Source organism: Streptomyces scabiei 87.22 (assembly GCF_000091305.1).
Lineage (GTDB): Bacteria > Actinomycetota > Actinomycetes > Streptomycetales > Streptomycetaceae > Streptomyces > Streptomyces scabiei.
The window spans coordinates 4,842,184-4,863,982 of record NC_013929.1 but is presented as its reverse complement, the minus strand read 5'-3'; the positions used below and the strand labels follow the sequence as shown (position 1 = coordinate 4,863,982).

20 protein-coding genes are annotated in these 21,799 nt (G+C 72.8%); 9 read left to right on the top strand and 11 right to left on the bottom strand.

Annotated features, from left to right (window positions below):
* Positions 1 to 54: 54 nt before the first annotated feature.
* Positions 55 to 1,740 (bottom strand): FAD-dependent oxidoreductase, encoded by a 1,686-nt coding sequence (locus SCAB_RS20585; protein WP_041669429.1) that lies wholly within the window; start codon positions 1,738 to 1,740, stop codon positions 55 to 57.
* A 224-nt stretch (positions 1,741 to 1,964) separates the two neighbouring features.
* Between SCAB_RS20585 and SCAB_RS20580 the strand changes: the two genes are divergently transcribed.
* Complete coding sequence (locus tag SCAB_RS20580; protein WP_049875749.1) at positions 1,965 to 2,408, top strand: hypothetical protein; 444 nt, start codon at positions 1,965 to 1,967, stop codon at positions 2,406 to 2,408.
* Here the strand turns inward: SCAB_RS20580 and SCAB_RS20575 are convergent.
* Both SCAB_RS20575 and SCAB_RS20570 read right to left on the bottom strand, forming a co-directional pair.
* Positions 2,351 to 3,919, bottom strand: a complete 1,569-nt coding sequence (locus SCAB_RS20575; protein WP_013002006.1) for a flavin-containing monooxygenase — start codon at positions 3,917 to 3,919, stop codon at positions 2,351 to 2,353. The two genes, SCAB_RS20580 and SCAB_RS20575, sit on opposite strands and share 58 nt — an antisense overlap.
* Position 3,920: 1 nt before the next feature.
* Positions 3,921 to 4,946, bottom strand: a complete 1,026-nt coding sequence (locus tag SCAB_RS20570) for a patatin-like phospholipase family protein (protein WP_046774193.1) — start codon at positions 4,944 to 4,946, stop codon at positions 3,921 to 3,923.
* Positions 4,947 to 5,105: 159 nt separating this feature from the next.
* Between SCAB_RS20570 and SCAB_RS20565 the strand changes: the two genes are divergently transcribed.
* The gene (locus tag SCAB_RS20565) at positions 5,106 to 5,714 is read left to right on the top strand and encodes a TetR/AcrR family transcriptional regulator (protein ID WP_013002004.1); all 609 of its coding nucleotides are present in this window, start codon (positions 5,106 to 5,108) and stop codon (positions 5,712 to 5,714) included.
* Between the two features lie 153 nt (positions 5,715 to 5,867).
* Here SCAB_RS20565 and SCAB_RS20560 read toward each other — a convergent pair whose 3' ends face one another.
* Genes SCAB_RS20560 through SCAB_RS20550 form a run of 3 tightly spaced genes read right to left on the bottom strand, consistent with a single transcriptional unit; the run spans position 5,868 to position 9,044 of the window.
* Positions 5,868 to 7,130, bottom strand: a complete 1,263-nt coding sequence (locus SCAB_RS20560) for a sugar ABC transporter permease (RefSeq protein WP_037723177.1) — start codon at positions 7,128 to 7,130, stop codon at positions 5,868 to 5,870.
* Entirely contained in the window at positions 7,121 to 7,897 is a 777-nt protein-coding gene (locus SCAB_RS20555) for an ATP-binding cassette domain-containing protein (RefSeq protein WP_013002002.1), read from the bottom strand. Before SCAB_RS20555 ends, SCAB_RS20560 begins: the two co-directional genes overlap by 10 nt.
* A gap of 22 nt (positions 7,898 to 7,919) precedes the next feature.
* A complete protein-coding gene (locus SCAB_RS20550) occupies positions 7,920 to 9,044 on the bottom strand; it encodes a sugar ABC transporter substrate-binding protein (RefSeq protein WP_013002001.1) in 1,125 nt (374 codons plus the stop codon).
* Positions 9,045 to 9,459: 415 nt separating this feature from the next.
* On the opposite strand from SCAB_RS20550, the gene SCAB_RS20545 reads away from it, so the two are divergent.
* Positions 9,460 to 10,176 carry a polysaccharide deacetylase family protein gene (locus SCAB_RS20545; protein WP_013002000.1) on the top strand — a complete coding sequence of 239 codons (717 nt, stop codon included), beginning with the start codon at positions 9,460 to 9,462 and terminating at the stop codon, positions 10,174 to 10,176.
* Between the two features lie 3 nt (positions 10,177 to 10,179).
* On the opposite strand, the gene SCAB_RS20540 is transcribed toward SCAB_RS20545, so the two are convergent.
* Positions 10,180 to 10,545: a helix-turn-helix domain-containing protein gene (locus SCAB_RS20540; RefSeq protein ID WP_041669427.1), complete on the bottom strand. Its 366-nt coding sequence runs from the start codon at positions 10,543 to 10,545 to the stop codon at positions 10,180 to 10,182.
* Positions 10,546 to 10,966: 421 nt separating this feature from the next.
* Positions 10,967 to 11,458: a DUF5990 family protein gene (locus SCAB_RS20535; RefSeq protein ID WP_106437425.1), complete on the bottom strand. Its 492-nt coding sequence runs from the start codon at positions 11,456 to 11,458 to the stop codon at positions 10,967 to 10,969.
* A 651-nt stretch (positions 11,459 to 12,109) separates the two neighbouring features.
* Here SCAB_RS20535 and chvE point away from each other — a divergent pair.
* The 3 genes from chvE (at position 12,110) to SCAB_RS20520 (ending at position 14,259) form a co-directional block, all read left to right on the top strand.
* The gene (chvE, locus tag SCAB_RS20530; protein ID WP_013001997.1) at positions 12,110 to 13,198 is read left to right on the top strand and encodes a multiple monosaccharide ABC transporter substrate-binding protein; all 1,089 of its coding nucleotides are present in this window, start codon (positions 12,110 to 12,112) and stop codon (positions 13,196 to 13,198) included.
* Positions 13,199 to 13,342: 144 nt separating this feature from the next.
* Positions 13,343 to 13,546 carry a DUF4287 domain-containing protein gene (locus SCAB_RS20525; protein ID WP_013001996.1) on the top strand — a complete coding sequence of 68 codons (204 nt, stop codon included), beginning with the start codon at positions 13,343 to 13,345 and terminating at the stop codon, positions 13,544 to 13,546.
* A gap of 236 nt (positions 13,547 to 13,782) precedes the next feature.
* A complete protein-coding gene (locus tag SCAB_RS20520; protein ID WP_013001995.1) occupies positions 13,783 to 14,259 on the top strand; it encodes an MSMEG_6728 family protein in 477 nt (158 codons plus the stop codon).
* Between the two features lie 30 nt (positions 14,260 to 14,289).
* On the opposite strand, the gene SCAB_RS20515 is transcribed toward SCAB_RS20520, so the two are convergent.
* Complete coding sequence (locus tag SCAB_RS20515; RefSeq protein ID WP_041669425.1) at positions 14,290 to 14,514, bottom strand: hypervirulence associated TUDOR domain-containing protein; 225 nt, start codon at positions 14,512 to 14,514, stop codon at positions 14,290 to 14,292.
* Between the two features lie 188 nt (positions 14,515 to 14,702).
* On the opposite strand from SCAB_RS20515, the gene SCAB_RS20510 reads away from it, so the two are divergent.
* A complete protein-coding gene (locus SCAB_RS20510) occupies positions 14,703 to 16,358 on the top strand; it encodes a serine/threonine-protein kinase (protein ID WP_041669423.1) in 1,656 nt (551 codons plus the stop codon).
* An 86-nt stretch (positions 16,359 to 16,444) separates the two neighbouring features.
* Here the strand turns inward: SCAB_RS20510 and SCAB_RS48590 are convergent, their stop codons facing one another.
* Positions 16,445 to 16,957, bottom strand: a complete 513-nt coding sequence (locus SCAB_RS48590) for a hypothetical protein (RefSeq protein WP_041669416.1) — start codon at positions 16,955 to 16,957, stop codon at positions 16,445 to 16,447.
* On the opposite strand from SCAB_RS48590, the gene SCAB_RS20500 reads away from it, so the two are divergent.
* Together SCAB_RS20500 and SCAB_RS20495 are read left to right on the top strand one after the other, a co-directional pair.
* Positions 16,943 to 17,590 carry a hypothetical protein gene (locus tag SCAB_RS20500; protein ID WP_013001991.1) on the top strand — a complete coding sequence of 216 codons (648 nt, stop codon included), beginning with the start codon at positions 16,943 to 16,945 and terminating at the stop codon, positions 17,588 to 17,590. The genes SCAB_RS48590 and SCAB_RS20500 overlap by 15 nt on opposite strands.
* Positions 17,591 to 17,712: 122 nt before the next feature.
* Positions 17,713 to 18,993 (top strand): DUF418 domain-containing protein, encoded by a 1,281-nt coding sequence (locus SCAB_RS20495; protein ID WP_013001990.1) that lies wholly within the window; start codon positions 17,713 to 17,715, stop codon positions 18,991 to 18,993.
* Between the two features lie 79 nt (positions 18,994 to 19,072).
* Here SCAB_RS20495 and SCAB_RS20490 read toward each other — a convergent pair whose 3' ends face one another.
* The gene (locus SCAB_RS20490) at positions 19,073 to 21,727 is read right to left on the bottom strand and encodes an RICIN domain-containing protein (RefSeq protein WP_013001989.1); all 2,655 of its coding nucleotides are present in this window, start codon (positions 21,725 to 21,727) and stop codon (positions 19,073 to 19,075) included.
* Positions 21,728 to 21,799 lie beyond the last annotated feature (72 nt).

The window sequence follows — 21,799 nt, the reverse complement described above, 5'->3', positions numbered from 1 at the left end:
GCGGCCGGCCGGTACCGGGGGCGTCCCGGTGCCGGCCGGCCGTGTGTTCCCGGGTCAGTCCGTCGCCAGCAGGGTGGTCAGGGCCTCGCGCAGCGTGGACTCGGCGTCCGGGACCGCTCCCGGGGACCGCCATGCCACGAACCCGTCGGGGCGTACGAGGACGGCGCCGGGGGCGGTCGTCCCGTGGGCGGCCGCCCAGTCCCTCTCGCCCTCCGCGGTCAGCTCGGCGTCCGGTCCCGTGCCGAACCGGTACGAGGTCAGGGGGACGGACATGGCCTCGGCGAGACGGAGCGCGGCCGCGTGCCATCCGTCGGCCCCGCCGGCGGCCGCGTCGCTGAGCAGGACGAGGGAGCGTTCGTACAGGTCCAGGGTGGAGATGCTGTCGCCCCGGTGACGTACCGCCAGATGGGGGGCGCGGCTGCCGGGTTCGCCGGTCAGGTCGAGGCCCTCCGGGACGACCGGCGCGGTCGGGTCGGTGCCGAGGACGGCTCCCCGGGGGTAGCGGTAGCCGAGGGCCACGTTGAGGATGCCGCGCTGCGGGCCCCCGCCCCCGCCGACCCCCGGGGCCGGTGCGAAACCGGGGTGGCTGTGCTCGACCGAGCGGGCGGCGGCACGGGCGCTGGTGGCCTCCGCGACCGGGCGGCGCTCGGCGTCGTAGGAGTCCAGCAGAGCCTCGCCGGCCCAGCCGCCGAGCACCGCCGCCAGCTTCCAGGCGAGGTTGTGCGCGTCCTGGATGCCGGTGTTGGAGCCGAAGGCCCCGGTGGGGGACATCTCGTGGGCGGAGTCGCCGGCCAGGAAGACGCGTCCCGACCGGTAGCCGCGGGCGACGCGCTGGGCCGCGTGCCAGGGGGCCTTGCCGGTGATCCGGACGTCGAGACCGGCGACGCCGACCGCGCGGCGGATGTGCTCGACGCACCGCTCCTCGGTGAACTCCTCCAGGGTCTCGCCGTGTTCGGGGTGCCAGGGCAGGTGGAAGACCCAGTTCTCCCGGTTGTCCACGGGCAGCAGCGCCCCGTCGGCGTCCGGGTTCGTCAGGTAGCAGACGATGAAGCGGCGCTCGCCCACGACCTCGGCGAGGTCGCGGGAGCGGAAGGTGACGCTGACGTTGTGGAACAGGTCGCCGGGGCCGCTCTGGCCGATGCCGAGCTGTTCGCGGACGGGGCTGCGGGGGCCGTCGGCGGCGATGAGGTACTGCGCGCGGACGGTGGTGTGCTCGCCCGTCTCCCGGCTCTTGACGACCGCGGTGACACCGGAGGGGTCGCTGTCGAACGACATCATCTCGGTGGAGTACCGCAGATCGCCGCCGAGCCGCCCGGCGTGCTCGAACAGCACCGGCTCCAGGTCGTTCTGGCTGCACAGACACCAGGAACTGGGGCTGAACCGGGCGAGGCCGCCGCCCGCGTCGATCTCCTTGAACAGCCACTCGCCCGCGTCGCCGACCAGGGTGGGCGTCTGCAGGATGCCGTGGTTGCCGGCGAGCGTGGCGGCGGCCCGGCGGATGCCCTCCTCGACGCCGGCCGTCCGGAACACCTCCATCGTGCGGACGTTGTTCCCCCGGCCGCGCGGGTGGATGGAGGTGCCGGAATGCCGCTCCACCAGCAGGTGCGGCACCCCGAGCCGGCCCAGGAACACCGAGGCCGACAGACCGACGAGGGACCCCCCGACGATCAGGACCGGGACCTCGTGGGCCGCGGTACCGGTGGGACCGTTCCGGTCCGGGCTCTGTCTCATCGCGTTCATCGCTCCACTCCAGCGCGTCGTGTCCGCCGACTCGGCCGGATACGGCCGGGGGCTTCATCCATGCCCCGCGCCACGGGCCGGGGCCCAGGCTTCACCCGCTTAGGGGGCAGACTCCGCCCGGCCTCCGGTGCGGCCCCCGCCCGGCCTCCGTCCGCTCAGGTACTCGGGTGCGGATGAGTACGTGTGCTCTGTCCGGCCGAGGGGCGCGCCGGGAGGCTGGGGGCATGAACCAGCGACTCCTGAGATCCGTTTCCCCCCTGCTGCCGGCCGCGGTGACGGCCGTGGCCGCCCTGACGATGTGGGCCGCCTGGCTCGGCTGGGACCAGCGGCTCGATGTGCACCCCGACGGCACGTCGACCGGCCCGTACGAGGCGTGGCAGGTGATCGGCCTGGTGCTGACGCTGCTGGTCCCGGTGGTCTGGGCGGCGTCCCGGCGGCACATCGCGGGCGCCGTCGTCGGCACCACGGCCGGTCTGGCCGTGGCCTCCTTCTACGACTGGTCGGACGACGCCAGCGGTCTCTTCTTCATCGGCGTGATGATGGTGACGGTGGGGACCGCCGCCGTCACCACCGGCCTCTCCTTCCTGGTCGCGGCCCTGTGGTCGCAGCCTCAGCCGCCGGTGCCGGTGCCGGTGTCGGCGCCGGCGCCGGCGCCGGTCACGACGTAGGCCTCGGGGTCGAACCGGGCCAGCCGCCGCCGCATCCGGCCCGTGGACCAGGGCCAGCTGAAGCTGTTGACGCCGTTGTCGTCGAGGTAGTAGCTGGAGCAGCCGCCCGCGTTGTAGACGGTGGACGGCAGCGCCTGCCGCACCTCGGCGTTGAAGGCGGCCTGCACCTCGGGGCGCACGTCCATGCTGGTCAGGCCCGCCGAGCGGAAGTGGCGCACCGCGCCCGCCACATGGTCGAGCTGGGCTTCGAGGACGGCGTAGGCGGAGGAGTGGCCGGTGCCGAGGTGCGGGCCGAGGAGGACGAACGCGTTGGGGAAGCCGGTGACGGTGGTGCCGAGATAGGCGTCCGGGCTGCCCTTCCAGTGGTCGTCGAGGGCGGCCCCGTCCGCGTCGAACACGCGGTGGGCGATGGGCATGTCGAGGATGTGGAAGCCGGTGCCGAGGATGATCGTGTCGACCTCCGCACGGCTGCCGTCAGCGCCGACGATCCGGCGGCCCTCGACGGCCCGGACGGCCGTGGCGTGCACGGTGACGTTGGGCCTGGTCAGCGCCTGGTAATAGGTGTTGGAGAACAGCAGCCGTTTGCAGCCCAGCGTGTAGTCGGGGGTCAGGGCCCGCCGCAGTGCCGGGTCCTTGACGGTGGCCCGCAGATGGAGCGTGCCGACCTTCTGCACGGCCCGCAGGAGGGCCGGGTGGCGGAAGCCGACGCCGAGGGTCTCCAGCGCCGTGTACTCGGCCCGGCGCAGGGCCCGCCCGGCCGCGGGGAGGTTGCGCAGCAGCCATCGTTCGGCGCGCGGCACCGGGTGGTCGGGCTTGGGCAGCACCCACTGGGCGGTGCGCTGGAACAGGTGCAGCCGCTCGACGCGGGGCTGGATCTCGGGCACGAACTGCACGGCCGAGGCGCCGCTGCCGACGACGGCCACCCGGGCGCCGGTGAGGTCGTGGTCGTGGCGCCAGCGCGAGGAGTGGAAGACCTCGCCGGGGAAGCCGTCGAGGCCGGGCAGGTCGGGGAGCCGGGGCTCGTGCCAGGGCCCGGCCGCGGCTATCAGGAACCGGGCGGTGTAGCGGTCACGGCTGGTCTCGACGTGCCAGCGGGCGTCGGCCCGGTTCCACTGGGCCCGGGTGACCTCGGTGCCGTAGCGGATGAGCGGGGTGACCCCGTACGCGTCCGCCGTGTCGCGGAGGTAGGCCCGGATCTCGGGCTGGCCCGCGAAGGCCCGCGTCCACTCGGGGTTGGGCGCGAAGGAGTACGAGTACAGGGCGGAGGGCACGTCGCAGGCGCAGCCCGGGTAGGTGTTGTCGCGCCAGGTGCCGCCGAGGTCGTCCGCCTTCTCGACGATCACCAGGTCGCGGACGCCCGCCTCGCGCAGTCTGATCGCCGCGCCGATGCCGGAGATTCCGCTGCCGATGACCAGCGCCTCGACGTGACGGGTCTCGCGGGTGACGGCGGCGGCCGGGCTGCCGGTGGCGTCGGGGGTGCCGGGGCTGTCGGGGGTTTCGGGCCGGGGCATCTCAGGCTCCTGTCCGGGCGGGGAGGGCGTCGGTGGCGTCGGTCGCGTCGGTCGCTTCGGCGGGGCCCACGGCGGAACGGACGAGGGCGCGGGTGGTGCGCAGGGCGGTCTCCAGGACCGCCGGGCGGCGGCGGGGGTCCATGAAGTTGCCGCCCATCACCTCCAGGTCGGCGGCGCCGGGTTCGATGCGGACGACCCGGGTGCCCGCCGCCCGCAGCGCGGCGCACTCCGCGTCGAGCGTGCGGGTCATGACCCGGCGCAGCAGCGCCTCCGCCCGGCCGAGCCCCCGGCGCGGTCCGGGGGAGCGCGAACTCATCGGCGCGACGACGTACACCTCGTCGAGTCCGTTCGGGACCAGCAGGTCGGCGGAGGCGGTGGAGAGGATGCCGCCGTCGGCGTACCGCCGGCCCCCGATGGTGACGGGCCGGTACCAGCCCGGTACCGCCCAGGACGCCCGGAGCGCGTCCCGCAGCGCGGCCGGCGGGGTGTCGGGGTGACCGAAGACGGTACGGCGGCCGGTGTCGAAGTCGGTGGCCACCAGCCAGGTCGCCGGATGCCGCACCCATCGGCCGGGCGGCGTCAGCGCGTCCGCGAGGGTCACCAGCCGGCGGTCGTCGCCGCGGCCGTGGGGCAGCAGGCCGGACAGCCCGGCCAGGACGGGAGCGGTGCGGCCCAGCGCGCGGCGGGCCAGGCGGGGCGAGCCGAGGAAGGCCGCGGGCCGGGGCGGCAGCGCGGCGGGCGGGGCGGCGACGTGCCGGAGGAGTTCCGGGCGGGCGCCTTCCAGGCCCAGTTGCGCGGCCAGCAGCTCCTCCACGCCGACACCGGCGCCGAGCAGTGCGGCCACCTCGGCCCCGGCGGAGGTCCCCACCAGGACGTCGGCGTCCCGCGGGTCCCAGCCCGTGGCCCGCTGGAGCGAGTGCAGGGCGGCCGTCGTCCAGGCCGCTCCGAGTGTTCCTCCACAGCCCAGCACCAGGCCCCGGGAGGGGGTCGTCCGGGCCGGGGTCGTTCGTGTGCTCGTCGCGGTCACTGAGGTCTCTCCGCCCATTCGGGATACCGACGAGATCCGGATACTAGCGGTATCCGAAAGCGGTGGACAGCCCGTGCCGGAGATAGGATCCGGGTGCCGGGAGAGGGCGCGACCGCGCCGGTACCCGAGAACCGCGCAGGACGGGAGAGGGAGCGAGACATGGCCCGCCTCAGCCGCGTCGAGAGCCAGGAACGCACGCGGGAGCGGCTGGTCGCCACCGCGCGGCAGCTGTTCCTCTCCCACGGCTACGCCGCCACCTCGCTCAGCGACGTCGCGGAGACGGCCGGGTACTCCAAGGGAGCCGTCTACTCCAACTTCCGCGGCAAGGGCCATCTGTGCCTCGCCGCCCTCGACGACATCCGGGCCGAGCAGCTGGCGCTGCTCACGGACGCCGTCCTGGGCGGGGCCGGGATCGACGAGCGCCTGGCGGCCTTCGCCGGGTGGGCCGAGGCGCACATCGGCGACGAGGCGTGGACGACGCTGGAGGTCGAGTTCCTCACCAGCGCCCGGCACGACGCCGAACTGCGTGACGAGATCACCGCGCGGGTCGGCGTGGTCCGCGAGGCGCTCGCCGGGCTGCTCGACGCGCTCGCCGCGGAGCTGGGCGTCGCTCCGGCGATGCCCGCGGACCGGGCCGCGGCGGCCCTGCTCAGCCTGGGTATCGGGCTCGGTGTCCAGCGGGTCGCCGACCCGACGGTCCCCACCGCCGTCCTGACCGAGACCCTGCGCCTGGTCCTGCGGATGGACGGGACGGCCACGGCCGGCTGACGACCCGACGGCCGGCTGACCACCCGACGGCCGGCTGACCGCCCGACGACCGGGCTGACCGCCCGACGACCCGGCTGCCTGGTCACCGGTCCCGGCGGGGGCCGCTTCCGCTCCGGCGCCGGGCCGCCTCGCGGCCGACCGCCCCGGGTGCCCTCAGGCCCGCCCCCGTGACTCCGCCGCGCGGCGGGCCAGGGAGTCGAAGACCACCGCGATGAGCAGCACCCCGCCGGTGATCATGAACTGGACCGCCGGCTGGACCCCCAGCAGGGCCATGCCCGAGGCGATCGACTGGATGATGAGCACCCCCAGCAGCGCCGACCAGGTCGAGCCGCGCCCCCCGAACAGACTGGTGCCCCCGATGACGGCGGCGGCGATGGCGTTGATCAGCAGCATGCCGGAGCCCGGGACCTGGGTCGCCGAGGTGAGCCGGGAGGCGACGAACAGACCGCCGACCGCCGCCAGGGTCCCCGAGATCAGGAACACCGAGATCCGTACCCGCGAGACGTCGACGCCGGACCGCCGTGCCGCCTCCACACCGCTGCCCAGCGCGAGGACCTGCCGGCCGTACACCGTGCGGCGCAGCAGGAGGTCCGAGGCGACGACGACGGCGAGGAAGATCAGCAGCGCGAGCGGCAGCCCCTCGAACCGGTCCAGGACGAAGACCGTGGCGAACGCGACCGCCGCGAGCAGTGCCGTACGCAACCAGATCTCGCCCTTCGCCCGGCAGGGCATCCCGGCGGCGGCACGGCGCCGGCGGTCGCGCCGGCACAGCAGGAGGTACGCGGCCGGGCCGAGCGCCGCCAGTCCGTAGGTGACGGCCGGGGAGCCGAAGGACCGGGTGGTCAGCTCGGCGACCAGCCCGTCGTCGCTGAAGCTGATGGAGCTCTCCGGTCCCAGCAGGTAGAGCATCAGGCCGTTCCAGGCCAGCAGGCCCGCCAGGGTGACCACGAACGCGGGCACGCCGATCCGGGTGAACACGAACCCGTGGAGGGCCCCGGCCGCGGCCCCGCAGCCCACCGCGACGAGCACGGCGAGCCCTTCCGGCATGCCGTGGTTCACGTTCAGCGCCGCGAACATGGCACCGGAGAGCCCGGCCAGGGAGCCCACCGAGAGATCGAGTTCGCCGATCAGCAGCACGAAGACGACGCCGACGGCGACCATGCCGGTGCCGACGATCTCCACGCTGAGGACGGACAGGTTGCGCGGCGAGAGGAAGTTCTCGTTGAGGCTCTGGAAGACGGTCCAGGTCACGGCGAGCGCGAGCAGGGCCGGCACCGGACCCAGCCCGCCCGCGTGCACCCGGTGGCGCACGGCACGGGCGTATGCGCGGGGGCGGTCGCCGTACCACCGGCGCCCGCTCTCCTGCCGGTCCTTCGTCTCCCCGCCGTCCTCCCGGCCGCTCCCCCTCACGGCCATGTCTCCTCCGGGCCGGTGCTCCGATGGTCGGCGGTGTTGTCCACCGCGCCGGTGATGGAGGAGATGATCTGCTCCTGGGAGGTCGTGCTCACGTTGAACAGCCCGTTGTTGCGGCCGAGGCGCAGGACGGCGATCCGGTCGGCGACGGCCTTGATGTCCCCCATGTTGTGGCTGATGAGGAGCACTCCGGTGCCCCGGTCGCGCAGTTCCTCGATGAGGTCGAGGAGCTGGTTGGTCTGTTCCAGACCCAGGGAGGCGGTGGGTTCGTCGAGCAGCAGCAGACGGGGCGCGCTGACGAACGAGCGGGTGATCGCGACGACCTGGCGCTGTCCCCCGGACAGCGTGGCGAGCGGCACCCGCACATCGGGGATGCGGATGGAGAGGGTGCGCAGCAGCTCACGGGTCCTGCGCTCCATCTCCACCTCGTCGAGGACGCCGTACCGGTGGATCTCCCGGCCGAGGAAGAGGTTGCCGACGACGTCGAGGTTTCCGCACATCGCCAGGTCCTGGTAGACGGCCGCGATGCCGAGGAGCTGGGCGTCCTGGGGGCGGCGGATCTGGACGGCGGTGCCCTCCCACTCGATGACGCCCTTGTCGGCGGGCCCGACCCCGGAGATCACCTTGACCAGGGTGGACTTCCCGGCCGCGTTGTCGCCCACCAGGGCGACCACCTCCCCGGCCCTGATCTCCAGCTCGACGTCCACCAGCGCCTGGACGGCGGCGAAGCGCTTGGACACGCCACGCAGGGCCAGCAAGGGCTGAACCACCGGGCCACCTCCTGGATGCGGCTCACGGGCTGAGTCCGGCCTTCTCGCAGGCGGACCGGAGCTTCGGGGTGCAGATCTGGGCGATGGTGTACATACCGTCCTTGACCAGAGTCTCCTCGATGTTCCCGGCCGTCACCGGGACCGACGGGAGCAGGACCGCGGGGATGTCCTGGTCGGTGGGGCTGTCCACGGTTCCGGTGGCGATGCGGTCGACGCTCTCGCCGCGCCCCAGCGCGACCGCCATCTCGGCGGCGGCGTCGGCCGCCGGCTCGAACGGCTTGTAGACGGTCATGTACTGGTCCCCCGCGACGATGCGCCGCACGGCCGCGAGGTCGGCGTCCTGTCCGGTGACGGGCGGTGGCGGCCGGACCCCGCTGGCGCCGAAGGCGGAGACCACGGCGCCGGCGAGGCTGTCGTTGGCGGCCAGGACACCGTCGATGGCGTTCGCGCCGAGGGCGGAGATGGCGCCGCTCATGTTCACGTAGGCGTTCTCCGGACGCCATCCGACGGTGTCGTACGACTTGCCGATCTTCACCTTGCCCTCCAGGACGGAGAGGGCGCCGCGCTTGTACCAGCCGGCGTTGGGGTCGGTGGTGGCGCCGTTCATCATGACGATCTGACCGCCGTCCGCCTCGGGGCCCATGGCCTTGAGGAGGGCCTCGCCCTGGAGCCTGCCGACGGTCTCCCCGTCGAAGGTGACGTAGCCGGAGATGGGGCCCTGGGCGAGCCGGTCGTAGGCGACGACCGGGATGCCGGCCCGGTCCGCGGCCTCGACCGAGGAGCGCAGGGCCTTGGGGTCGACCGCGGCGACGATCAGCACGTCGACCCCCCGGGTGATCATGGCGTCGAGCTGCTGCCGCTGGACCGCCGGTTCCGCCGTGGCGGCGACGGTGGCCGCCGGGCAGCCCGGGCACAGCTCCTTGAGCCTCTTCTCGATCAGCGGTCTGTCGAACTGCCCGAAGCGGGAGGCTCCGCCGCCCGGGAGCAGGACACCGACGGTGAGGTCGTCCCCTTCGCTCCCGCTCGCACCGCCCTCGTCCCCGCCGCACGCCCCGGTCAGGACCAGGCCGACGGCGACCACGGCCGCCGCTGCCGTCCGACTGAGGGACCTTCGCTTCACGGCCGACCGGCCGACACCGAGACCCATGTTCGGTTCCTTAGGAAGATTTGCCCGATCCTAACCCGCTATGTGCGCCTTCCATCCAGCGTAGTCACGCGGCGGTCGGGGTCCAGTGCGGTCCGATGCGGTCCGGTGCGGTCCAGTGCGATGCGGGTGCGGGGTGCGGGGTGCGGGGTGCGGGGTGGTGCGAGGTGCGTCCCGGGGCGTGTGCCGGGTGCCCGGCTCCGGGGCGGGGTCGGGCGACGGGTCCTGTGAGAGGGGTGCCCGCCGGGTTCGCCGGGTGATTCGTCGACGCGCGGTACGTCACGCCTGGGTGCACCCGGGCAGTTTCGCTCCGGTATGACCCCTTCCGTTTCTTATGTACATCCAAGGCCGCGTCACATGCGTCTTACGAGGCAAGTCCCCTGCTCGCAAGGGAAGTTCACCGCCACCGGAGGACCCGATGCAACGACGCCTCGTCATCTCGGCCATCACCACAGTCCTGTGCGGCACCACACTGGTCGGTACCGCCACATCCGCCTCGGCCGCACCCCGCGCCGTGGACTGCCGCAAGGTCAAGTGCGTCGCCCTCACCTTCGACGACGGTCCGGTGGCCGACACCCAGCGACTCCTGCGCCTGCTGAAGGAGAGGGACGTCAAGGCGACCTTCTACGCCGTCGGCGTGAACGTCCAGAGGAACCCCTCGACGATGAAGGCCGCGGCCCTCGCCGGTCACCAGATAGGCAACCACAGCTGGGACCACGCCGATCTGACCAGGCTCAGCGCTACCAAGATCAAGTCACAGCTGTCCCGTACGGACGCGGCGATCAAGCAGGCGACCGGCATGAAGCCCACCACGTTCCGCGCCCCGTACGGCGCTCACAACGCGGCGGTCCGCTCGGCCGCCGGACGGCCGCTGGTGCACTGGAGCGTCGACACCCTCGACTGGAAGTACCGCGACTCCGCCCGGCTCATCAAGTACGTCAACGCGCAGACCAGACCCGGTGACATCGTCCTCATGCACGACATCCACCGGACGACGGTCGACGCCGTGCCCGGCATCATCGGAGCCCTCGAGGACCGCGGCTTCCACTTCGTGACCGTCGATCAGCTCTTCGCCCCGGCCAAGCTGCCCAGTGGAAAGGTCACGTACCACAACCGCGCCGCCTACCGGCCGTGAACGTCAGCCGGCACCGGGCAGCGCACCGGAGACCGGGCCGCCGGGCGCTTCGCTTCCGGCGCGGCGGCGGTACTCGGCGTTGAGGCGCTGCGCCTCCTCCAGCTGGTCCTCGAGGATGACGATGCGGCAGGCGGCATCGATCGGGGTGCCGCGGTCGACGAGTTCGCGCGCTCGCGCGGCGATGCGCAGCTGGTAGCGCGAGTAACGGCGGTGTCCGCCCTCCGAGCGCAGCGGCGTGATCAGCCGGGCCTCACCGAGGGCGCGCAGGAAGGCCGGGGTGGTGCCGAGCATCGCTGCGGCCCGCCCCATCGTGTACGCGGGGTAGTCGTCGTCGTCCAGGCGATCGCCCAGGTGGTTGTCTGCTGTCATGTCACCTCGTAGTACAACGCGTCGAGGGGCCCTGATGCCGTACGGCACCAGGGCCCCGAAGGAAATTCAACACCATCTGTCGGCTCTTGTGCTGTGCCGACCTTCTGTTTCCGCTACCAGCCCTGACGAAGGGGGGTGCGGGGATCGCGGCTGCTTGACCGGAGACCACCTTCCCATCCGGGGTCTTGCGGTACCCGGGCCGAGTGTTCCTCGGGCCGGGCGATCCTGATGGCGTCTCCTCCGTTCTTGCTCGTGTGCGGCGACCCTGCCGTTCCGTGTCCGGCAGGCCGCCAGTCCGTCTTGATGCGTCAGAGACTAGTCGCACCGAAGGGCAATGTCTACAGCGGCAACGACAGATTTCAATCGTCTGGAGGCATAGATTGTCTGTGACCAGCGGTGACGGGCGACATGCGCTCCGTGGCTAGTTGGTTGGCCGGTCCGTTCGCTGTTCCGCCCGCTCGGCGGTCCAGGTGATGAGGGGCGGCTCGACCCGGGCGCACAGGGGCCCGCCCCGGGCGTCGGTCAGGCCGAGGCGTCCGACCAGCAGTCCGTCGCGTGCGGCGGCGGCGAGGACGTCGGCGGGGATCACGTCGAGCATCAGCTTGGCGCGGCGGAACATCGTGAAGGTGCCCGACTCGTCGACCGTGCCCCAGGACAGGTAGACGAACCGCCGTCCCAGCCGGTTCTGCACATGGGGCCCGCTGATCCCGGCGCCGGCCGGTGACCCGCCCGGGGTGCACTCCAGGGTCCAGGTCGCGGACGGGGCGTCGCCGGGCTGTGGGTCGAGGAGTTCGGCCGGACGGTCACGGCGCTGCACCGCGACATGGAGGTTGTCGTACGCGGGGACCCTGCCGTCGGCGGAGGCGGGGCGGGTACGGCCGGGGAGGTCGACGGCGTCGATGCGGATGCGCATGACGGCCATCATCCCGCCCGTCCTCCCTCCAGGGCACCGCCAGGCCACCGCCATGGCACCTACATGGCAACGCCGAGACGCGCCAACACGACGGCTGCGGACGTCAGTTGGCCGACGTGCCGCCCATGGTGGGGAAATCGGCCAGATCACGTCGTCCCGGCGCGGGCGCCGTGGCCCATGCTGGACGTCACCGAGAACCACACCCCGGTTCTTCGCGGCGTGCGGCAGGGGAAAGCGTTTGTGGGCTTTCCGTTGACACCCGGCACATCCGCTCCTAATGTCACGCCAATCTCGCCAAACTTCTGACCATGTGACGAGATTTCGAACGACGGGAAAGGCAAGTGCCCTGCGCAGCACCGGAGTCGGCACGGACGTGGCCGGGATGCCGTGGCACAGCCCCACCCCTGTCCAGGTGCACGCGGGCAGCGGGACCACGACAGCCGCAGGGTCCCGGAGTGCCGACGCGTCCGGGCACCGGCCCGACCGAGGTGCCGGGCGACGCGATCCGCGATGACCCGGCGCGTTTTGCACCCCCGCCCACCGGTGCCGAGGCGGAACCGCGAGGCCGCGGGGCGGACCCTCCGCGACCGGCGCCGCTCCGCCCGACGTTCGGTCCGTCCCGACGACGACAAGAAACAGGGAACGATCACCATGCCCAACCGAAGAGCCGCGCTCGCCACCCTCGCCGGAGCGGTCTCGCTCGCGCTCACCCTGTCCGCCTGCGGCGGTGAGACCAGTCAGAGCAGCTCCGAGCGCGGCACCATCGGTATCGCCATGCCGACACGGGCCTCCGAGCGTTGGCTCACCGACGGCAAGAGCGTCGTCGAGGACCTCAAGGACAAGGGGTACGAGACCGAGCTGCTCTACGGTGATGACAATCCGCAGACCCAGGTCGCGCAGATCGAGAAGCTGATCAAGCAGGGCGTCGACGCGCTGATCATCGCGGCGATCGACAACAAGTCGCTCAACGGCGCGCTCGAACAGGCAGCCGCCGCGAAGATCCCCGTGATCTCCTACGACCGCCTCATCCTCGGCACCAGGAACGTCGACTACTACGTCTCGTTCGACAACGAGCAGGTCGGCCGGCTCCAGGCCCGCCACATCATCGAGAAGCTCGGCCTGGAGGACGGCAAGGGCCCGTTCAACATCGAGCTGTTCGCCGGCTCACCCGACGACAACAACACCAAGTTCTTCTTCGACGGCGCGATGCACCTGCTCCAGCCGTATCTGGACAACAGGCAGCTGGTGGTCAGGTCCGGCCTGACCGACATGGACAAGATCACCACGCTGCGCTGGGACGGCCCCACCGCCCAGAAGCGCATGACCCAGGTCCTCTCCCAGTCGTACCGGGACCGGCAGGTCGACGCGGTGCTGTCGCCGTACGACGGCATCTCGATCGGCGTCATCACCGCGCTGAAGGCCGCCGGTTACGGCACCGCCGCCAAGCCCCTGCCGGTCATCACCGGGCAGGACGCCGAACTGGCCTCGGTGAAGTCGATCATCGCGGACGAGCAGTCGCAGACCGTCTTCAAGGATCTCCGCCAACTCGCCGGCAGGGCCGCGAACATGGCCGACGACATCCTCAACGGGGAGACGCCGGAGCTGAACAACAGGAGGGCGTACAAGAACGGCGTCAAGGCCGTGCCCGCCTACCTGCTCCAGCCGATCAGCGTCGACAAGTCCAACTACGAGTACGTCCTGGCCGCGAGCGACCTCTACACAGAGGAGGAGCTCAAGTAGACCGGGCCGAGTGACCCGGATCACGCCGGGAGCCCGCTCACTTCCGGCGCCTCGGCCGGTCATCACCAACGACACGTGCCGACACGTGCCGCCGGGCGCCGCGGGCGTGGCGCCCGGCGGACCGACGGAAAGGACGCGACCGACATGACCGAACCCGTGAAGGGCCCCGCCGCCTACTTCCCCTCGATCGAGAAAAAGTACGGCCGCCCCGTCGCCGAGTGGAAGGACATGATCCGGGCCTCGCCGCTCACCAAGCACATGGAACTCGTCGCCTGGCTCAAGAGCGAGCACGGACTGGGCCACGGCCACGCCAACGCCCTCGTCGCCCACACGCTCGCCGAAGGGTGAGCGGAGGGCTCCGCCGCGCCGCCGGTCCCGTGGACCCGCGGGCGTGATGTCCTGGTATGCGTTCTTAGTGTGGTCTGGTCTGGCCTGGTCTGGCCTGGTCTGGCCTGGTCTGGCCTGGTCTGGCCTGGTCTGGCCTGGTGTGCCCGTGTGCGGGTACTCGTGACTCCGGGCCGCCGATCGGACCGCCGGGATCACCCGGACCGCGGTGGCCGGCGCGCGCAGAGAGGGGCCACGGCATGCAGACCTTCCTGCCCTATCCCGATTTCCGGGCCTCGGCACAGGCCCTGGACCGCCGCCGGCTCGGCAAACAGCGGGTCGAGGCGCTGCAGGTGCTGCGCGGGCTCGTCCGGCCCGGGTACGGGTGGCGGCGGCATCCGGCGGTGCGGATGTGGGCGGGTTACGAGGAGGCGCTGGTCCGCTACGGGCTGGAGATCTGCGCGGTGTGGTGCGAGCAGGGCCACCGGGACACCTGCGCGGCCACCCTGGTCACCGATTTCACGGAGTTCCGGCCGGGCGCCACGACCCGTGACCAGGCGGGCCTGGCGACCGCCGGGGAGCTGCCGCCCTGGCTCGGCGACGACGCCTTCCACCGCAGCCACCGCTCCGCGCTGCTGCGCAAGGACCCGGACCTGTACGCGGGCTCCTTTCCCGGCGTACCGGACGACCTGCCGTACGTATGGCCGGCGTCCGACCGGGAAGAGGTCTCCCGCTGACCGCCCGGTGCGGGCGTCACCTCTCGCGCTTCACCCCTTCTTCCTGCGGTGCAGCGCCTGCGGCCGGTGGACGGCCGTACGTCCGGACTTGTCGCTGCGGACCAGGTACTGAGGGTCCTCGGCGGAGGCTTCGACGGTGCGTCCGGCCGCCTCGGTCCGCTCGGTGATCTTCTTCTCGACCTTGCCCGTGGCCTCGGACCCGTGACTCCTCCACGCCACGCGGTCGCCCTTGCGCGGCTGTCGCTTCCCGGCCATGCGGCACCTCCTGTCGGTCAGCTCGCGAGTGCCCCGGCGGAAGTGTCCGGAAACGACCCGCAGGATCCGTTTCGAACACATGGCTGGCGTACCGCAACCGCCATGGCCGAATATGTGTCTCACTCTCCACGCGACCCGGTCCCACGGGAGCGGGTGGAACGGCGGCGCACGGCGGCCCTGGGGGTGGAATGAACACATGGGCGGTGCCCGGATACACCGAGTCGCTCGAACTCGGGTCCGGGGCGAGCGGGCGGGTCGTACTCGCCGTGCACGAGGAGACCGGTGTCCCGGTCGCGGTGAAGTACCTCAGCGAGCCCCTGCGCACCCGCCCGGGCTTCGTGCGTGACTTCCGCGCCGAGGCGCGGCTGCTCGGCGGACTCGACAGCCCGCACGTGACGGGCCTGTACGAGTACGTGGAGAGCCCGCACGGCGCCGCGATCGTGATGGAGCTGGTGGACGGTGTCTCCCTGCGGACGCTGCTCTCCAGGCAGGGTCCGCTCGACCCCGAGGCCGCGCTCGTCATCCTCAAGGGCTCGCTGCTCGGCCTCGCCGACGCGCACCGCGTCGGCGTCGTCCACCGCGACTACAAGCCGGAGAACGTCCTGGTCGTCCCCGACGGGGAGTCCAAGCTCGTCGACTTCGGGATCGCGGTGGACGCGGGCACCAGCGCCGGAGTGGCCGGAACGCCGTCCTACATGGCCCCGGAGCAGTGGACGGGCGAGCCCGCCTCGCCCGCCGCCGACGTGTACGCGGCCACGGCCACGTTCTTCGAGTGCCTGACGGGCCACAAGCCGTACGCGGGGGACAACCTCGCCGAACTCGCCCTGCAGCACATCGACGCGCCCGTCCCCGCGGGCGAGGTCCCCGAACCCCTGCGGGACCTGGTGCGGCGGGGGCTGGCCAAGGACCCGGAGGAGCGGCCCACGGAGGTCGCGGCCTTCGTCACGGATCTGGAGGCGGCCGCCGGCGGCGCCTACGGGCCCTACTGGGAGGAGCGCGGCCGGAGCCGCCTCGCCGCGCTGGTGGCGCTGCTGCCCCTGCTGCTGCCCTCGGCCCGCGGCGGACCCCGGAGCAGCACGGACACGGCCCGTACGGTGCTGAGCCAGGGGTCGGGCCGGGGCTGGGCGCGGTCCTGGCGGCCCGGCCGGCCCGGGATGCTCGTGTCCGGGGCCGCCGCGATCCTGGGCGTCCTCCTGACCTACGGCATCCAGTACGCCCCGGGAGCCGCCCCGCAGGAGGCGGCCCAGGCCCTGGCCACCACCAGCGCCGGGCCCGGTACGGACACGGCGGGGCCCACCGCCGAGCCCTCCTCCGCCTCCCCGTCCCCGTCGGCGTCCCCGTCCGGGTCGGCGGACGCGTCGGCGTCACCGGGGCTGTCGCCCTCGGCACCGGCGGCCACCGACACGGGGGAGCCGTCGGCCACCGCCACCACGACCGTGGACCCGGTGACGACACCGCCCGTGGACACGGAGAGCACGCCGGCGCCGACGACGTCGGCCCCTTCCACGCCCGCCGCCACGGCCGTCAAGGACGTCACGGTGTCGGCCTTCCGGCAGACGGGTCTCTCGACGGCCACGTCGACCGTCGAGATCACCGCGGACGGCACCGGGCCGGTCTCCGTCACCGTCTCGTTCTTCAAGGGCGACACCTTCGGACAGCTCGGCGCCGCGGACGGCGCGGCCCAGACCTTCCAGCGCACGGGGGCGACGCGGTACACGATCACCGTCGAGCACACCTTCGGACGCGGTGGCTGCTACTGGGCGGTCCAGGGCACGACCAGCCCGGCCTCCGCCGACGGCGGCGCGTCGCAGCAGCTGCTGACCAGACAGTGCGAGATCCGGTGACCGCCCCGCCGAACGGCCCGTACCGGCCGCAGGACTGGCCTCCGGCGGCGTCCGACGACCCGGAGCCGACCGAGGTGCCGCAACCGTCAGGGGAGCAGGACGCCACGGTCCGGTTCGGCCCGGCCGGGGAGCAGGCCGACGAGCACGGCGGTACCGTGCGTCTTGGTGCGGCGGGGGAGCAGGGCACCGTCCGTCTTGGTCCCGCCGACGGGCGCGGAGCCACGGCCCGGTTCGGTGCGGGCGCGGTGCAGGGCACCCCTGTGCGTCCCGGCCCCGCCGACGAGCCGGGCGCGACCGTCCATCTCGATCCGGCCGACGACCACGGCGGTACCGTGCGTCTCGGTGCGGCGGGGGAGCAGGGCACCGTCCGTCTTGGTCCGGCCGATGAGCAGGGCACCGTGCGTCTCGGTCCGGCCGACGAACGCGGCGGCACCGTGCGTCCCGGTCCCGGCGACGGGCCGGGTGCGGCCGTCGATCCCGGGCCCGTCGGCGAGCACGGCGCCACCGTCCGTCTCGACGGTCCCGTCGACGGCCGCCCGCCGGGCGGTGAACCCGCCTCCGACGACGCCGCGTACAGCGCCACCGTGCTGGCCAGCCACTGGATCCAGCGGCCCGAGTCCGGTGACACGCTCGTCGAGGAGTTCCCGACACGGCCCGCGACCGAGACCGGGACGATGCTCTTCACGGCGCCGGAGCCGGGTGCGGGGCCCTGGCCGGGGCCGACGCCGCCCGATCGTGTCGAGGGCACCCTGCTGCGCTTCGGCCCGGGCGTGACCCCCGAGGTCGCGCACCGCACCCACCGGACGCTGCCCGTGGTGCCACCGGTCCCCGTACCCCGGCGAAGACGGCTGCGCCGGCACGCCCTGCCCGCCCTGGTGCTGCTCTGCGTCCTCGCCCTCCTCGCCTGGCAGCGCCTCGGCCCCTCCGTCCAGGTGAGGACGGTGGCGGCCACGGTCGAGCCGAAGGTCCTGGGGTGCGACGGCACCGCGGACATCGTCGGTCTCGTCCGCACGAACGGGCGGCCGGGCACACTCACCTACCGCTGGACCCGCAGCGACGGCACCTCCTCGGGCGTCCTGCGCGAAGTGCTGGTCCGGGACCAGCGACAGGCGCGCCTGCACCTGCTGTGGACGTTCCAGGGCAAGGGGCGCCAGGAAGCCCGCGCCCAGCTGCGCATCCTCTCCCCGTCCCGGCGGACGGTCTCCGTCCCGGTCACGTACGCCTGCTCCTGACGGGCTGGACCGGACCGCCTCCGGGCCCGCCGCCCGGCGGGGTGACGACAGCCGACCGGCGGGGCAACTCCCGTGGGACGGCGGGTGGTTGGCCGCACATCCGGCTCGGCAACGTAGCCCCGGTGAGCGAGACCGAAAGTACCGAGAAGCCGCCTCCGCCCTCCCTGCCCGCGCCCGCGTCGGCACCCGGGTCCGGCACGTTCGCGGAACGCGCCGCGCCGACGGCGCGGCTGGTCGCCGTGGACCTGGCCCGCGCCCTGGCCGTGTTCGGGATGTTCGCCGTGCACGTGGGCCCCTTCCCGACGCCGGGGGGCGGCGTCGGCGACTGGTTCCTCGGTCTGGCGAGCGGCCGCGCCTCGGCGCTGTTCGCCACCCTCGCCGGGTTCTCCCTGACGCTGATCGCGGGCCGCCCGGAACCGAAGACCGGCCTGGCCGGCCGGCAGGCGAGGGCCCGGATCGTGATCAGGGCCGGGGTCCTGCTGGTGCTGGGCGTCGCGCTGGCGACGACGAACTTCGGCGGGGCCGGCATCCTCAACTTCTACGCCGTGTACTTCCTGCTGGCCCTGCCCCTGCTGCGGCTGCGGTCCGGCACGCTCGCGGCCGTCGCCGTCGCGCTCGCGGTCGTCACGCCGCAGCTGGCGTTCGCCCTGCGGGCGCTGCTCTCGGAGTCGCTCGTGCGCACCATCGACTCCTACGACCCGATCGCCCGCCTCTCCGGCGTCGGCGTCCTCGACCTGCTGCTCACCGGTCTCTACCCGGCGATCACCTGGATGACGTTCGTCGTCACCGGCATGGCGCTGGGGCGGCTGGACCTGGCCTCCGGCGCGGTACGGCGTCGGCTGGCCGTGGTCGGTCCGGCGATGATCGCGTTCGGCTACGGCGTGTCCTGGCTGGTGCTGCGGGTGTCCGGCGGCGATCAGAAGATCATGTCCGGGATGCCCACCCCGGAGGAGTTCGAGGCCATGAAGGACTCCGGCGGAGCGGCGGCGTCCTTCGACATGCCGGTCGGCAGGGGACTGTGGGGCCCGGACGCGTGGGGGCTGCTGGCGGCCGAACCGCACAGCGGTTCCACGTTCGACCTGATCGGCAGCCTGGGCATCGCGATCACCGTGCTCCTGTGCCTGACGGTGGCCCTGGACCGGCTGCCGTGGCTGGGCCGGGCGGCGACCCCGGTCATCGCCGTCGGCACCATGTCGCTGACCCTCTACGTCGGCCACATCCTGGTGATCCTCGCCCTCCCCGGCGAAGCGGCCGCCCCACCGGAGTCCGCCTCCACCCCGCTGCTGCTCTCGTTCATCGCCGGCGCCGTGCTGTTCGCGGCGGTCTGGTCCCGCTACTTCCGCCGGGGCCCGCTGGAACACCTCCTCCACCGCGCCACCACCCTGGCGAGGTCCGTCCGCTGAGCCCCGCCCGGCCCGACGCGAACGGGGCCGCGGACCGTGGTGGCCGCGGCCCCGCCCGGGCGTCGGGGACGGGGTGGGATCAGGACGGGTCGCCGTACTGCAGACCGCGTCCGTTGGTGCCGACGTAGACGCGGCCGAAGGTGTCGGGGTCACCGGTGACGACACCGACGCCGCCGATCGCGCCCCACTGGTGGGCGTCGTCGTTGACGCGGAGCCAGGTGGCGCCCTTGTCGGTGGAGCGGAAGACTCCGGTGACGTCCTTGACCGTGCCGATCAGGTACAGCGCCTGGTAGTCGGCTCCCGACGCGGCCTTGCCGAAGCCGAGGGCGGACGCGGACCGCACCGACGTGAGCGTGGTGAAGGTGCGGCCGCCGTCGGTGGAGTGCAGCAGCCCCTTGCCGCCGCCGGCGATCCAGAGGTCCCCCGCGACGCCGGGAACGGCCGTGAGCCGGCCGGAGGGCAGGTTGTCGGCGCGGGCGGTGAAGGTGGCGCCGCCGTCGGTGCTGGCGTGCAGCGTGCCGCCGGACAGCGAGTAGAACGTCCTGGCCGAGGAACGGTCGGCGACGACCACGGCACCGCTGCCCAGGCCGCCGGCCCTGGACCAGCTCGCCCCGTTGTCGGTCGAGCGGTACGGGGCCTCACCGGCCTCGGTCCAGACGATGGTGGAGCCGTCCGCCGACAGCGCGATGTGACCGTCCTGGGCGGAGGGCACCGGCTCCGCCTTGAAGCCCTTCCAGCTGGCGCCGCCGTCGGTGGAGTACGCGCCGTCCTGCGCGCCGCCACGGCCGACACGGACCATCGTCGAGGGCTTCGACTGGGCGAAGTCGATGTCGGTGCTGTTGCTCATCATCGGGTTGTCCAGCCGCCCGGACGGCACCTTGGTCAGGGAGTCGTGCCGGAAGCCGCCCTGATCGCCCATGGCGGTGACGACGGCGGCGCCGCCCGGAGGGGCGATCGCGTCCATCAGCGCGGTCTCCTCCAGCCCTCGGGCACCCATGGCCCAGTGGCTCGTGCCGCCGCTGTCGGAGGCGTCGGCGTCCTTGCTGCGCAGGATGCCGTTGCCGGTGCCGTACAGCGCGTGCCCGGAGTCGAAGGGGTCGATGGCCAGGGCGGTCATCCAGTGCCCGGTGTGGGTGCCGACGTAGGGGGCGGCGGAGGCGCTGCGCACCGACTTGTCGGCCAGTGCCTTCCAGTTCGCGCCGCCGTCGGTGCTCCGGTAGATCTCGTCCTCGGGCCACCAGCGGCCGAGGGTGGTGACCATCACCGTGGACGGCTTGCGCGGGTCGACGGCCAGACCGGAGAACCCGTAGGAGCCCTGGGAGGGGGAGATGTCCTTCCACGCTCCGGTGGCCGGCGCGTACTTCCACACCGAGCCCCCGGTCACACCGTTGGGTCCGAGGGCGTTGGTGTAGGTCAGGTACAGCGAGCCGTCGCCGGAGAGCACGCCGTGCTGCGGCAGCTGGCCCGTGGGCTGCCCGGACACGGTCTGCCAGGTGGTGCCGCCGTCGGTGGAGCGGTAGAGGGAGGCGGACTTGTCGGCGACGCCGACGTAGATGGTCCCGCTGCCGGCCTTGCCGTACGTCACGAAGGAGATGCCGGCGCCGCTGCCCGCCCCGTCCTTGACCGGGAACGAGGAGACCTGCTTCCAGCTCGCGCCGTGGTCGGTGCTGCGCCACAGGCCGTTCTTCCGGGTGCCCAGCAGCAGGGTGCCGTTGTCGGCGGGGTCGACCACCAGCCGTTCGCCCGCGCCGCGGCCGTCCTCGTTGCCGCCCAGTTTGAAGGGCAGTTCGGTGCGCTTGAAGGTGCGGCCCCGGTCGGTGGAGCGCAGGATCGCGCCGTTGCCCGCCCAGTCGTTGGTGTAGGTGCCCGCCCCGAGGTAGAGCCGGTCGGGGTCGACGGGGTCGGTGGCCAGCGAGTCGATGCCCAGCAGGTTCCAGTCCTTCTCGCCGATCCAGTCCGTCAGCGGGATCCACTGCTCGGCCCCGGTGTCCCAGCGGTAGGCGCCCCCCATGTCGGTGCGCGCGTACAGCAGGCCCTTCTCCTTCTGGTTGAACACCAGACCGGTCACGTAACCGCCGCCCACTACCTGGGCGTTCTTCCACACATACGGCCCGGTCCTGGCCGGGACCTGTGTGCCGCCGGTCCCGGACGCCCCGGTCCCGCCCACCTTCACCAGCTTCCACTGCTGGTGGGCGCCGCCCTTGCCGGGATACTGGATGACCGCCGCGCCCTGGGCCGTGGAGGCCCCGGAGACGTCCAGGACCTGGCCGCTCCTGCGGGAGGTGAGGGTGACGGCGCCGGACGCCCCGCTCACGTCGTCGATCCGCCACTCCTGGGAGGTCGCGGAGCTGTCGGTCTGCTGCTCGGTGGCGGCGGACTTCGCGGTCGAGTTGCCGGTGACCCCCAGCACCTTGCCGCTGTTGCGGTTCACCAGCTCGTAGTAGCCGCCCCCGGCGGGCTTCAGCCGCCACTGCTGGTTGGCGGTGTTCTGGTCGGTCCACTGCTGGATACGGGTGCCGTCGGCGGTGGAGAAGCCGTTGACGTCGAGCACCTTGCCGCTGCGCACGGAGACGAGCTTGTAGAAGGCGTCGCCGTCGATCGTCGCGGCCTGCGAGTCCTCCTGCGTGAACAGGAGATACGGGACGACGGCGAGGGGCGCGCCGAGCAGCACGGCGGTGGCGGTCCAGCGACGACGGTGACGCCCGCGGCGCCCGCCGTTCGTGGGGTTGTTCATGGGGAGCTGGTTCTCCTTGCGAGCCGTTCACGAGAGAAGGCGGATCCGGACACGTGAACCGGCCGGATCCGC